This window comes from Cellvibrio polysaccharolyticus, assembly GCF_015182315.1.
GTDB classification, from domain to species: domain Bacteria; phylum Pseudomonadota; class Gammaproteobacteria; order Pseudomonadales; family Cellvibrionaceae; genus Cellvibrio; species Cellvibrio polysaccharolyticus.
Window position 1 is genome coordinate 576,998 of sequence record NZ_PRDL01000001.1, and the last position, 13,319, is coordinate 590,316.

General features: G+C 51.6%; 11 protein-coding genes. 4 read left to right on the forward strand and 7 right to left on the reverse strand.

Translation table 11 applies throughout. The features are described from left to right. Positions 1 to 50: 50 nt before the first annotated feature. From C4F51_RS02645 to C4F51_RS02665, 5 genes are all read right to left on the reverse strand, one after another. Positions 51 to 1,727 (reverse strand): ABC transporter permease, encoded by a 1,677-nt coding sequence (locus C4F51_RS02645; RefSeq protein WP_193906921.1) that lies wholly within the window; start codon positions 1,725 to 1,727, stop codon positions 51 to 53. Beyond that, the gene (locus C4F51_RS02650; protein ID WP_193906923.1) at positions 1,727 to 2,677 is read right to left on the reverse strand and encodes an ABC transporter substrate-binding protein; all 951 of its coding nucleotides are present in this window, start codon (positions 2,675 to 2,677) and stop codon (positions 1,727 to 1,729) included. The genes C4F51_RS02645 and C4F51_RS02650 overlap by 1 nt, the downstream gene beginning before the upstream one ends. A gap of 115 nt (positions 2,678 to 2,792) precedes the next feature. Further along, positions 2,793 to 3,911, reverse strand: coding sequence for an ABC transporter ATP-binding protein (locus C4F51_RS02655; protein ID WP_193906925.1), 1,119 nt, complete (start codon positions 3,909 to 3,911; stop codon positions 2,793 to 2,795). Positions 3,912 to 4,086: 175 nt separating this feature from the next. Further along, positions 4,087 to 6,120, reverse strand: a complete 2,034-nt coding sequence (locus C4F51_RS02660; RefSeq protein WP_193906927.1) for a hypothetical protein — start codon at positions 6,118 to 6,120, stop codon at positions 4,087 to 4,089. 349 nt (positions 6,121 to 6,469) lie between these two features. Next, the gene (locus C4F51_RS02665) at positions 6,470 to 7,849 is read right to left on the reverse strand and encodes an aminotransferase-like domain-containing protein (RefSeq protein ID WP_235992260.1); all 1,380 of its coding nucleotides are present in this window, start codon (positions 7,847 to 7,849) and stop codon (positions 6,470 to 6,472) included. A 172-nt stretch (positions 7,850 to 8,021) separates the two neighbouring features. On the opposite strand from C4F51_RS02665, the gene C4F51_RS02670 reads away from it, so the two are divergent. From C4F51_RS02670 to C4F51_RS02685, 4 genes are all read left to right on the forward strand, one after another. Continuing rightward, entirely contained in the window at positions 8,022 to 8,822 is an 801-nt protein-coding gene (locus C4F51_RS02670) for a PhzF family phenazine biosynthesis protein (RefSeq protein WP_193906929.1), read from the forward strand. Between the two features lie 172 nt (positions 8,823 to 8,994). Then, a complete protein-coding gene (locus tag C4F51_RS02675) occupies positions 8,995 to 9,537 on the forward strand; it encodes a DUF2975 domain-containing protein (RefSeq protein ID WP_193906931.1) in 543 nt (180 codons plus the stop codon). Between the two features lie 9 nt (positions 9,538 to 9,546). Further along, on the forward strand, positions 9,547 to 9,768 hold the full coding sequence (locus tag C4F51_RS02680) for a helix-turn-helix domain-containing protein (RefSeq protein WP_193906933.1): 222 nt from the start codon (positions 9,547 to 9,549) through the stop codon (positions 9,766 to 9,768). Positions 9,769 to 9,916: 148 nt separating this feature from the next. Then, positions 9,917 to 10,957, forward strand: coding sequence for a formylglycine-generating enzyme family protein (locus tag C4F51_RS02685; protein ID WP_193906935.1), 1,041 nt, complete (start codon positions 9,917 to 9,919; stop codon positions 10,955 to 10,957). A gap of 39 nt (positions 10,958 to 10,996) precedes the next feature. Here C4F51_RS02685 and C4F51_RS02690 read toward each other — a convergent pair whose 3' ends face one another. Then, entirely contained in the window at positions 10,997 to 12,070 is a 1,074-nt protein-coding gene (locus tag C4F51_RS02690) for a DUF72 domain-containing protein (RefSeq protein ID WP_235992261.1), read from the reverse strand. A gap of 43 nt (positions 12,071 to 12,113) precedes the next feature. After that, complete coding sequence (locus tag C4F51_RS02695; protein ID WP_193906936.1) at positions 12,114 to 13,169, reverse strand: GGDEF domain-containing protein; 1,056 nt, start codon at positions 13,167 to 13,169, stop codon at positions 12,114 to 12,116. Positions 13,170 to 13,319: the final 150 nt, after the last annotated feature.

The following is a 13,319-nucleotide window of genomic DNA, read 5'->3' on the forward strand; positions in this document are numbered from 1 at the left end:
AGCTTCACTGGTCGGGATAATTACCCCCGCTATAGTCATGAACTCACTCATCAAGCATCCGGTAATTTTTTCCGACTGAATACCGTCAAACCGGTTAGCAATAAAGTAGTCGTCAAAATCGCTACCAGACTCATCGCCATACCCACACCCGGGGATCCCTGTTCAAACTGGCCGAATACAAAGGTGGATACGGTTTGCATGCCGGCGGGGGTAACCATGAGCGAGGCGACCAGTTCGCGGGAGGCGATGGCGAAGACCATGAGCATGGCCACCAGCAGGCTGGGGGCGAGCAGGGGCAGCAGTATGTGGATAAAGCTGCGGGTAAAACCGGCGCCGGATACGCGCGCGGCGGCTTCGAGGTTTTCACCGAGTTGTCGCAAACTGGCGCTGGTGTAACGCACGGGATAAGGCAGTAATAAACAGCTGTAGGCGAGCAGCAACATCAGGCTGGTGTTGTAAACATTCACTGGCCAGAAGGTTTGATTCCACGCGAGGATCAAACCGACCGCGACCACAATAGCGGGTAAGGTGTTGGGCAATAGCGATAAAAAATCCAGCCAGCTTTTACCTTTGAAGTTGGAGCGCACCACCAGATAAGCGACCAGCGCACCGAGAATGCCGGTCACCAGCGCGGTGACGGTGGCGAGGCTGATGCTGGTAATCAGTGCTGCCAGGGCGCCATCCTGGTTGGCAAACAATGCTGCAAAATGGCGAGTGGAAAAATTATTCCACTGCAACCCGCCCGATAAAGTATCGGTAGTAGCTGTCGCCAGCACGGCAAGCAACGGCACTCCGACCGCGAGAAAACAAACCAGCGTAAAAAACGCCAGCACCGGCCAGCGCCATACACCCAGCTCGACTTTTTCAAACGGCGTTGGTTTGCCGGTGAGACTGACGTAGCTGCGTCGGTTGATCAGCCAGTGTTGCAGCCAGAAGGCGAGCAGTGCCAGTAACACCAGAATCAAGCTCAATACCGCAGCGCCCGGCATATCCAGCGGCCAGTCGGAAAAGCGTCGATGAATACCGGTGACCAATACTTCAAAACCGATGGCGGCGCCGAGTGTGGCGGGTGTGCCGAACTCTTCAATGCTGAGCGCAAACGCCAGTAATAAACCGGCAGCCAAACCGGGTAGTGATAATGGCAAAGTAATTTTCCAGAAAGCAGTCCACGGGTTGGCACCACACACCTGGGCGACGGCGGCAAAGCGGCCGCCTACCGCGCCCAGCGTGCGTGATACGGCAAAATAAATAACCGGAAAAATATTAAAAGCCATCACCAGCACTATACCGCTGAATGAAAAAACCAGGTCGTCACCGGAAAACCCCAGCAGTTGTTCATTAAAACCGTTGGTTTGCAGCGTCATTACCCACGCCAGTGCGGCGATGTAAGGCGGGATCATAAACGGCACCAGCAGCAACACGTCCCACAATGCGGCACCGGGTAATTTTGTGAGTGCACGCACTACGCCGAGTGGTACAGCAATCAGCGCCGATACCACTACCACACTGACACCGAGCTTGATGCTGTTGCCGGTTAATTCGATCAATTCCGGATCGGCAAGATTTTTCCATAACGGACTGAATGCCTGCGCCAGGCTACCGCGCGTTAACTCGGGGAAAATGACCTGCAACAAAACAAACAGCAGCGGCAAGCCGACCAGTAACAATAAACTGGCGGTCGCCACGAGCATCGGCATGCGCGCACTGATAAACGTAAGGGCGCGCATTAACGGGTCACCTTGCGAAACTGGTTGAGAATTTCACCGCGACGGGCTTCCAGGGCATGGCTATCAATTTTAATCAAAGCGATGTCAGCCAATCCCGGGCGACGGGCGGGAATATCCTCGCGGGCGGGAATTAAAAAGGCATTGGCAACGGCGGTTTGGCCTGCATCCGATAACAAATAATCGACAAAGGCTTTGGCCTGTTCCGGCTGTTTGCTGTAATTCAGAATCATGATGGGGCGCGGCGCAATAACAGTGCCGCTGGCCGGGAAAATAATATCAATGGCTTCGCCGCTCGCTTGTTGGTTGTAAGCGATGTAATCGACCGCACCAATAGCCGCCGCTTTGGCGCCTTGCAAAACCGGGTTGAGTGCACGTGCATTGGGGCCGGAAACCAGCATGCCGTTGCTGCGAAGTTGGCTGAGAAAATTCCAGGTCGCGGTTTCACCCTGAGCAGTGAGCATGCCGCCCAGCCATTCAAAGGCCGCGCCACTTTGTGCCGGGTCGGGCATTAATACCTGGCGGCGATAATCGGCATGCGTGAGATCACCCCAGTCAGCGGGTTTGGGCGTTTTGCTTTTGTTGTTCCACACCAGTGCCAGCGCGGTTACGCCCTGGGCAATGTAATGGCTGTCTTTTAAAAAATCCGGAACATGTTCGGCGCCTGCTGGCGAGTAAGCCAGTAAGTCTCCCGCTTTTTTCAAAGCCGTGGCTGAATCCCAGGAGGCCGAGATCACCACGTCGGCAACCGGGTTGCTGCGCTCGGCTTCGAGGCGCGCCATGATTTGGCCGGTGGTTCCCTGGAAAACCTGCACTTTGGTGCCTGATTTTTTTTCAAATTTGCTTGCCAGCGTTTGAATCAAATCATTCGGGTTTGCTGAATAAACGGTAAGTGATTGTGCTGTGGCGGTGCTGCCTAACACTATAAAAACAATAAAAGATAAAATTTTCATGGGGTGTCCTCTTCGGGATTCAGAAAATAAGTGAGTAATGTGGTGTGCCGTCAGGGTTTGCAAAATGGGCTCTGGCAACACCATGAATGCGCGACGGTTGGAAAAATAGCGACACTTATGCCAGCTCTCGTTCACGCACCACTGCCAGCGATAATGTCAGCGGGTTATTGTTGTGCCAGGCATGCAAGCTGCGGCTGACCAACGCCAAATTCACCGGCATATTAGCGGCAGGGCAATGGCTCAGGTGTAACTTGACTCGCGTACTCTGTGCGGTGCCCATATCCAGATCAATTTCTGCCAGATAATAATCACCTTGATAAATACGGCTGCGCACTTTACCTCTCAAGGGGCCATCGTCATGCAGCACCAGGGCGCGATGCGGCAATAGCACGCGAACATCGCCAAGGCTTGAGGCCGTCGTTGATGTTAGCGGCAGGTGATGTTTTCCCCATTGCAAACCGGCAGCGGTGATGGAGGTTTCAATAATGGTGCCCGCATCCAGAAATTCAGCGATGTCCGGTGTGGCCGGCTGGTTAAATAATTCAACCGGTGCAGCCAGTTGCGCGATACGGCCGTTGTGCATAACCGCCACTTTGTCGGCCAGCGCAAATGCTTCGTGTTGATCGTGGGTTACGAACACCGCAGTGAGGCCCAGGTCATCAATCAGGGTGCGAATTTCCAGAGCCAGTTGCGTCCGTAAATTTTTATCGAGATTGGATAGTGGTTCATCCATCAGCAGTAAGGCCGGTTGTGCAACAATTGCCCTGGCCAACGCAACACGTTGCTGTTGCCCGCCAGACAAAGTGCCGGGGCTGCGGTCAGCCAGGTGGGCCAGCCCCACCAGATCAAGCGCCCAGCTGATACGCTGCTGCTGTTCTGTGTGTGGCAGTTTGCGCATGCGCAGCGGGAACGCGAGATTTTCCGCTACGGTCATATGTGGCCACAGTGCATAGTCCTGAAAGACCATGCCGAGCCCGCGTTTTTCCGGCGGCAAATTTATTTTTTCGTTGGCGACCAGGGTGCCGCGAATACTGATTTCTCCGCTATCGCCGTCCAGCAGCCCGGCAATGCAGCGCAGTAACGTCGTTTTGCCGCAACCCGAGGGGCCGAGTAATGCCAACACCTGGCCTGGTTCCAGTGACAGATTGAGATTATCCAGTGCGATGTGGTCACCAAAGGTTTTACCCAGGCCACGAATGCGCAGTGGTAGTGAGTTTTCATTTGCAGAGATCATGGCGTGTCTTTGAAAAATAGGGCTGGACGGAGTGCCCGCCTTCAGCCCGGATAATAGTGACATTATGGTGACGTTTTGATGACAGATCCGAGTCGAAGCCTGCTTTGCTTTCAACCCGGCCTGTGTTGTGTCCCGAGTGCCTGCCGGTAAAAAATACCGGCAGGCTGGTCGTCGATTAATAGCGTTCCATAATGGTTTCTGTTTTCAACGCCGAATCTGTCAGCAACCAGCCTTTGCTATCCAGCAATTGGAATAACTGATCACGTTCGTTGGCGGCCGTTAATGCATTGCCGGTTTTGAATGAGGCCTCAACGAGATATTCCATGGCTGTGCCGGTTTCGTTGCGGATATGCCAGATTTCGATATTCAGTTCCAGGCCGTTAAAGTCACCGGTGTAACGTTCGAAATAGACACTACCGAACAAACGTGCATTGTCGATTTGATCGTAACCCCAGCCAGTGCTGTTCCAGTGGGTCAGTAACGGCACAATGTTGGCGGCGGCAATGGTTTTATTATCGGCGAGGTTGGGTAAATTAAGGCCGCTGTACAGTGGCAGAGTCAAATCAACATTGCGTTGAAAACTGACGGTTTTTCGGCTGTATCCCCAATCCACTTCCACTTCATTGCTATTACAAAGCGTAACGCCTTGCTGGTAAGCGGTTTGCAAGGTGCTGGCGATAGTGCCGGTAGTAACCGCTTGACGTTTTTTGTATTGCAAGCGGTAGGTATTTTGATCTTCACGCTTGCGGGTGCGAATGCTCCAGCCTTCGTCGTACAAGTCCAGTGCATTGGTATCCATAAATTGCACCATAAACTTTCTTACCGATGTGCCGGTGGCAAGTTCATTGCGTAGGCTGCTGATTAACTTCTGGCTGCTGTTCAGCACGATATCCGGATTTAACAGCGCTTTAACTTCATAAGAACCCACCTCAGCGGGTGCATCGCACGAAAGCGCGGCATCCAGGTTTGCTGAATCTACGAATAAAGTGCGCTGAAAATTATCCGGCCCTGTGCCAGCACTATTACTGCGATCACGGGCACGAATGCTGATGCGTGCGGATTGAATACCACTTAATGCTGCAGTATTGCGAAGATCGGCGGTTACCAGATTGCGCCATTCACCCGGCACATTATTGAGTACAAAATCTTCGCGCAATTGCAGGCCGCTGTTAACGCCGCTGCTGCAGTCATGGCTGCTATAAAAATCTACATTGAGGCGAATACCCAGAGCGTCATGCGGTGTAGGGCTCATCACCCTGACGGATGGGCGCAAGTCAGCGGTACCACTGACTGTTACGCATTGGTCAAGGCTGCTGCTGCCGAAGTTGCCGGTCAGGTTTTGAAAATAAAAAGCCTTATTGCCAACCGATGTTGTGTTTAATTCACCTGCGCCAGCACGCAAAGCGGTGTCGCCATCGCGATCAAGGCGCCAACCGCTATTGGCCAACAAATAATCCTGATGGCGCACATCTATATGATCAAAATTACCGTTGCGAACCAGGTTATCACTGCTGCCGGGTTGGGTAATTTGAATGTCGTCTACCCAGATACGCCGTACAGATGATGCAGCGTCATCGCGCACGCGCAATGAAAAACGCATGACGTTGGTGCCCGCCGGAAAATCACTGGCGCTATGAATTAATGGGCCGCTAGTGCCGTGGGTTGCCGCGGTAATGGTTTGCCATTGATTGGTTTGCAGACCACTGACAGAGCCGAGTCGAATATCCCGGTCAGCATTGGCTAATGAACCGCTGGTCAAGCGGCGAGTGGTAGCATCACCTTGCATATCTTTTTCGCAACTTTCCATGTCGCGGTAAAAGGTCGGGTTCACGCGCAGGCGCAAATCGTTGGATACCGGGCTGACATTGGTGCGCACTTGAAAACTGATACTCAGATCTTGATTCGCATCCAGCGGCATACACTGATCAAGTTTGTTGTCCCCGAAATTGGCACTGAGGGTGTGAAAACGAAACACGCTCTGGTCGGTCGCTGCTGCAACCCCCAGCGTTTCGATAACACCGCCATTAGTACCCAGCAATGTCCAGGCGGGCAGTGCGCCTTTTCCGGCTGCGGTGGTGTAGTGCTGACTACCGGCAGTGCGGCTGTTCAGCTGAGAGAAGTTATTGTTATCCAGCGCCAGACTGCAAGGTGACAGTACGGCAATGCCGAGCCCCAGCGTGACAAATCCTGATGAAAAATACTTAAGCATGGTCTTGTTCCTGATGATCATGGCAGAGAAATATTCCGCAAAAAAATGGCATGCCACAGCGTGCGCGCAGCGATAGCGATTTTTTAAGGAATATAGAAGAGAGCCAGCGAGAAACACCACTCGCCGTCTGATCAGGTAGTGGGTGACAATGCGGATATAGCAGTAAACACGGAGCAGCCGCAGGCCTACCGCCAAACAGGTAAGAAAGCACAGGTTGTTATCCTCTTTGGGACTTGATCAGAAACTGTATGCTCGTAAAGACCTGCTACAAGAGAATGACGACTGTGTGAATTATTGATGACACGGGCGGACTGTGAACCTCAGGGGGGCATCATGCCAGCTAGGGTGATTAACGCTTTTTCAATGCGCGGGCTCCACACCAGCGCGCAGGACAGCCGAATAAAATTACGGTACTGCTGGCCGGGTGAAAAGATAGGGCCCGGTGCAATACTGATACCTTGCGCCAGGGCTTTGCGGGCGAGATCAAAGGCGTCCACGTAATCCGGTAATTCCAGCCAGAGCACAAAGCCACCTTCGGGGCGGGAATGCGTGTTCCTTCCGGAAAATATTCCAGCAAGCGCTGCGTCATCTGCGCAATGGCTTGTGCATAGTTGCGGCGTACTTTGCGCAAGTGCCGTTCGTAAACACCGCTTTCAAACAAATCGGCTACGGCCAGTTGCGGCAGGGTGGGTGTGGCAACGTTCAGCACATATTTCAAATACTCGACGCGCTGCTGAAAGCGGCCGGCGGCAATCCAGCCGATGCGTAAACCGGGTGACAGGGTTTTTGATACCGAGCTGCATAAAATAACGTTGTTGGTTTTGGTCATGCCCATACATAGCGGCGGCCGGTGTCCTGAAAAAGCCAGGTCACCGTAAATATCATCTTCAATCAAAACAATATTTCGACTATCCAGCAGTTGTACCAATCGCTGCTTGTTGTCTACCGGCATGCAGTAACCTTGCGGGTTGCTGAAATTGGGCACCACCACACAGGCTTTTACAGGCCAGCGGTTGATTGCCAGTTCCAGCGCATCAATCGCCATACCGGTTTGCGGATGAGAGGGGATTTCCAGTGCTTCAATGCCGAGCGACTCCAGCACTTGCAACAGACCATAAAAGGCGGGCGACTCAATCGCGACAACATCGCCCGGTTTGGTAACCGCGCGCAAGGCAATACTTAAAGCTTCCTGGCCGCCGTTGGTAATAACCAGATTGTCGGGGTTCACTCCGCAACCGGCTTCGGCCATGCGCCGCGCAATTTGCCGACGCAACTCGGGTGCGCCAGGCGAGAACTCATAATTGGCCGAGCGCACCCGGTGGTGGCGAGCCGCGCGTATCAGCGCCTGTTCAATCGCGCGTGTGGGTAAAAATTCCGGGGCAGGTATTGCCGTTCCCAGTTGCACCATCGCCGGGTTGTTCGCCGCTTTAATTAATTGCAGCACCATGTCTTGCCCGGTGACCAATGCCGGGGCTGTGGTGCTGTTTAAAAAGCGGGGTTGCGGGCGCTGTTCGTTGTGCCGAGCGCGAACGTAAAAACCGGAGCGTTCGCGACTTTCCAGTAAACCCTGATCTTGCAGCAAGCGGTAGGCTGACATAACCGTGGCAATACTCAGGTTACGTTGTTTACCCAGTTGTCGCACGCCGGGCAGGCGATCGCCAGGCTGAAAGCTGCCCTGTCGGATCAAGTCGTGTAGTTCGTTAGCCAGTTGCTGGTAGCGGGTTTCCATGGTGCCGATTTTCCGGCCGAACAGGGTGTCGGCATAGGTACAGAAGGATTATTTAATCATCGGTACAGATAGGAAAAAAGTCCAACTGTACCGATGCAATTTTTATTTTTTGCAACTGTAACGATGGTGGCGGAATTTCTAGAGTGAACTGTCTGCGAACAGGAAACCCCTTATGAAATTCCCTATGTATATTGTTGATGCTTTTTCTTCATCGGCTGATCCTTTTAGTGGCAACCCGGCAGCGGTATGCATATTGTCTGAAAACCGGTCTTCGGCGTGGATGCAGCAGGTAGCAGCAGAAATGAATTTGTCAGAAACCGCGTTTCTGCAACGTCGGGATGGTGATAGCTGGAATTTGCGCTGGTTTACTCCCCGTTGCGAAGTGGATTTGTGCGGCCATGCCACCCTGGCGGCGGCGCATGTGATCTGGCGGGAGCTGGGCGATAGCCGCTGGGATTTGTTGTTTCATACCCGCAGCGGCTTGCTCACCGCGAGTAAGGCGGAGGCGATGATTTCGCTCGATCTGCCCGCAGACCCGCCGCAAAAACTGGATGTGGCACCCGAAGCGCTGACGAGGTTATTGGGGCAAGCGCCTTACTGGGTGGGGCAGGGGCGGCATTTTTTATTGGCTGTGGTGGAAGACGCCCGGCTGGTGCGTAATCTTCAGCCCGACATGTCGCTGGTAGCATCGCTGCCTGCGCTCGGGCTTATTGTTACGGCGCCTGGTGATGAGCCGGGGTTGGATATGGTGTCCCGCTTTTTTGCGCCTCGCATGGGTGTGCCGGAAGACCCTGTCACCGGAGCAGCGCATTGTGTGCTGGCGGTGTATTGGTCAACGCGGCTGGGCAAAAACCGCTTGCAAGCCTTTCAGGCCTCGCAACGTACCGGAAGGCTCGGGTTGGAAATTACTGGAGATCGGGTTTATTTGTTAGGCCGCACCCGAACACAACTGGCCGGTGAATTTCGCGGTTGACCACAACGATTTTCAACCGGTTTGCCCTACAAAGCAGGAGAAACCCGTCTTTTCAACTTGCATTTACCATTCTTAGGTGTTTATTTATCGTTTTTCGATAATTAATAGTTGAAATTCATGATTTTTTCGATATGCTTGGTTTTTTCGGCCGGGAAGCAAGGGAGAGTCTGATATGAATGTTCAGCAACATGAGCGCATCGCTCGCATTAAACAGTTAAGTCATTATCTGTACCTATGTCTGACCGGGATATATTACTTACTTCAGGTTTTATGCCCTTTGGCAGTGATTTTTGCTTTGGTCAGTATTGGGGGTAAATTCACATTTATGGGGGTTGTTTCGATTAATAATACAGAACTATTTTTTCTGCAACGCCTCATCATTGCGATAGTTATGATCATTATTTTTTTCCTGATATTGAAACTTACCCATCACTTTCGTGAGTTAATTCGGCATTTTGCCAATGGTGATATTTTTAATAAAAAAGCTATAGAACATGCTCGCAAGGCTTTAATGAATGGGCTTGTAATCTATGGGGTGTACTTGAGCGGTATGTTTGCGGGCTGGGTTTATACTTTTATAAAATATCCATCGATATTAATTTCAATCAATGGTGGTTTTATCGTTGGGTTTATATTTTTTGGTTTGATGTATGTATTGCTGTGGGCGCTCGAAATCGGGTGTGACATCAACGAAGAATCCGAGCTGACAATATAAGGAGTGTGTATGCCAATTATTGTTAATTTGGATGTCGTTCTCGCCCAAAGAAAAATGCGTCTGAATACTTTGGCGGAACTGGTGGGTATAACTCCACAAAACCTTTCGGTACTCAAAACCGGCAAAGCCAAGGCCATACGTTTTGATACCCTGGATAAAATCTGTGAAGTGCTGTCGTGTCAGCCGGGAGACATTTTGGCCTTCACGAAAGACTCTATTCCTGATTCCTAGGTAATCTTTTTCCCTATTTCCTATTTCCTATTTCCTATTTCCTATTTCCTATTTCCTATTTCCTATTTCCTATTTCTGCGCTGAGCACTTATCAGTGGCTTGGGGATTCTTTGCCACAAAATTTTGAAAAACTTGCAAGGAAAGCATTATGAATTGGTTAAAATTATTTTCAATCGGTTTGCTATTTTCATACTCAAGCCATTCGCTGGCAGAAAAAAACTACATTGTTCCGTCTATGGTAACTATTCCGGCGGGAATATTTACTATGGGAAGCAACATCGGAGAACCGACCAAGGTACCTCACTTTCCTGAGTATATTGTGAAAGTTGATACATTTCAGCTTTCACAATATGAAGTCACAATCAAGGAGTTTCGAAAATTTGTCGAGGCGACAAATTATGAGGCTAGCTCCGAATGCTGGACCCGAAAAACAGGAACGAGACATGTTGAATTCTTGCCGGGAAGCTGGAAATCGCCCCAAAATGCCCCCTCCGATTTTCACCCGGTAATGTGTATTGGACAAAAGGATGCAAAGGCATACATTACCTGGTTGTCGCATAAAACGGGGACAAAATACCGGCTTCCTTCCGAGGCAGAGTGGGAATATGCCGCCAGAGCGGGTTCAAAGGAGGATTATTTTTTTGGTGGCGATGAGAAAAATTTGTGTGAATATGCAAATGTTTTTGATGAGTCTGGAGCGCGCGCATTTGAGCGCGATATAGGTTTGGATTGGACGGGGGTTGACTGTAATGACCATGCGGAATACACCTCAATTGTGGGCGTGTACCAGCCAAATGCTTTTGGACTCTTCGATATGATTGGTAATGTGGGAGAGTATGTAGAGGATTGCGAGCACGCCAATTACAACGGCGCTCCATCAGACGGCTCAGCCTGGGTAACTGAGTGCGGTCGGCAGCAATTTTTCTTCGGAATGATCAGGTTTGACAAAAAAATTATTCATCGTGGCGGCAATTATAGTTCAAATGGAGCATGGAGCCGTCTTTTTGTGAGAGGGCATGCCGGCGAGTCCAACCCCAGTAGTCTTGGTGAGGGGTTTCGACTTGCTCAGGATATTGAAGAGGATACATCCATTCTTTCAGCGCATCGGGAAAGCACTTATATATTTTTAAAAGAACTCTATCGCGCGCAGCAGCAATTCAGGGAGTCGCTGGAAAACTCCTCAAAATGATAATTTCTGTGTTTGATTGCTTTTTCCAAACAAACGCTATTATTTGTTGCCGATGCCCTGAACATTCAGACGAATGGCACGAGCCAGTTCAATAATCGACAGTGGCGCCGAGCCTTCGGCTTTATTGCTGAGTGTGACGTAAACATTTTGCCCGGCGCCTGCGGTGCCGGCAATGACGCGAACCAGAGCGGAGCGGGTTTCCAGATCGGGATCAACCATGCGGTTAAAAGGTAAATACAAGTCCCGCGCTTCTTCATAACCGTAAGCGCCGTGCAGCGCATTCAAATTCCAACGGCATACCAGCGGGCCGGGCCAGAGCGCACGTAAAATCGGTAACTGCTCGGCAATCGGCGGCATCTTGGGGTGTAGCCCCATACAATAAGTTGCGCCGGCATCGCGCAGTGCTTGCACAAATTGCGGCACCAGCCACTGCGGGTCGCGTACTTCTACGGCCACCACACCATCCGGTGCAATGCTGCGTAAATCCGGAATGGCTTTTAATAAACGGTGCAGCCGGTTAATCATTTCCGGCATGCGCATTAGCAATTGTCCGGGCAGCGGGCTGATTTGAAAAACCAGTGCGCCGAGTTTGCTGCCCAGGCCTTCCAGCGCGGGTTCAACAAATTTTTGTACGGCTTCAGCGGCGTTTAAGAAGGTGGCATTGGCGCGCATGCCCCGGCCGGATTCATCGCGCACCAGCGCATCGGTGACCAGGCTGGGTGCTTTGACCACAAAGCGAAAATCCGGCCCGACTTGCGAGGCGTGTTCGGCAAATTGCGCAACGTTCAACGGACGATAAAAACTGCGATCAATACTCACCGTGCGAAACAGCGGGTGCTGCGAATAAGCGGTTAAACCCTGGCGGGATAAATGATTGGCGGTGTATTCGCCATCCCACACCAAACCATTCCAGCCCGGATAATTCCACGATGATGTGCCCAGCCGCAAATGGGCCGGCAACGCATCGGCCAGCGCCATTAATTCTGCTTCGGCTACCAGGGGTTCAACCGGGGTGCCGGATTTTATTAGCGGTTTTTCGAAAAGAGGTTCCTGTTCACCGAACAGCGACTTTTGCATAAAAAATCCATCGTGCGGATGCGTGGTTTCACGCATTATAACCGGCCTGTCAAACGCAGATCGTGATTGGCTCAGCGGATCAGGCGGTAACACATATCTGGTTTCTGCCAGCGTTTTTTGCCTGGTAGAGCAACGCGTCGGCGCGGCCGATGGCGGCGGGGAGATCCTGAAGCGAGTTGACTTCAACCAGACCAAAACTGCCGGTAACTTTTTCAGCGCTGTGGCTGAAGGTGGTTTGTTCCAGTTGGTAGCGAATACGTTCCGCCAGACTGCTGGCATCGGTCATGTTGTTGCCTTTCATCAACATAACAAATTCCTCGCCCCCAAAACGGGCAACCAGGTCGCCGCCCCGGACATTGGTCAGCAGGGTGCGGCTGACTACTTGCAGTACCTGATCACCCTCCAGATGACCCCAGTTGTCATTGATGTGTTTGAAATGATCAATGTCGCACACCAGCAAAAAATACCGCTGGTCGCCGGGTTGGCTCATAAAAATTTTGGCAGATTCAAAAAAACCACGCCGGTTCAGCAGCAGAGTGAGCGAGTCGCGATAACGTTCATCACTCACTTTTAACAGGATATCCCGCACTGTGATGGCAAATACCACCAGCGCAAACCACAGGCAAAGCAGCACACTGGTTGCCAGCATCAACAGCCATAAGTTGGAGCGGGTCAGGTTATCCATATCCACTGCTGGCACAAAGCTGTAAACCACCAGCGGGCGGGCAAGCGTGTAGGCAATGGATACGCTGTAGGAAATGTTCAACACCCGCTCAGACAAGTCTTCCGGCGTTGGGCGCGCAAAAAGGCTGCGCACGGCCAATAGCTGCACCAGTGCAATACCGGCATTTAAAATGACGATACGGAACCACAAGCGGTCATCAATATGGGAAAAATAGAACAACAGGGCCAGTGTTATAGCGGCGATTAGCAGTGCAATACAAGGATGGGCGTGGCTGCCGTTGCGCACTGCCATGCCTTGCGCGACTGCCCAGGAGCCAAATAAATAAAAGGTCGCAATGACAACCGACCAGTCAGCCAATTGCGCATTGGTCATCAAACTTTGCGCGCTTAATGCCAGGGAAGGGATGATGTAGCCGGCGGCTACCCAGGATAAAAACCTCTGGTCGCGCAAGATCCATCTGCCAAGCAGGAAGGCCAAACCCAGGAGTAACAAACAGCCGGGAACGATCAAAACAAAATATTGAGGTTCTTGCTGGTTCACGGGGGTAATGATCAGTAGATATTAAGCCGCCAGCATACTTTATTCTGCCTGCAGAAAACA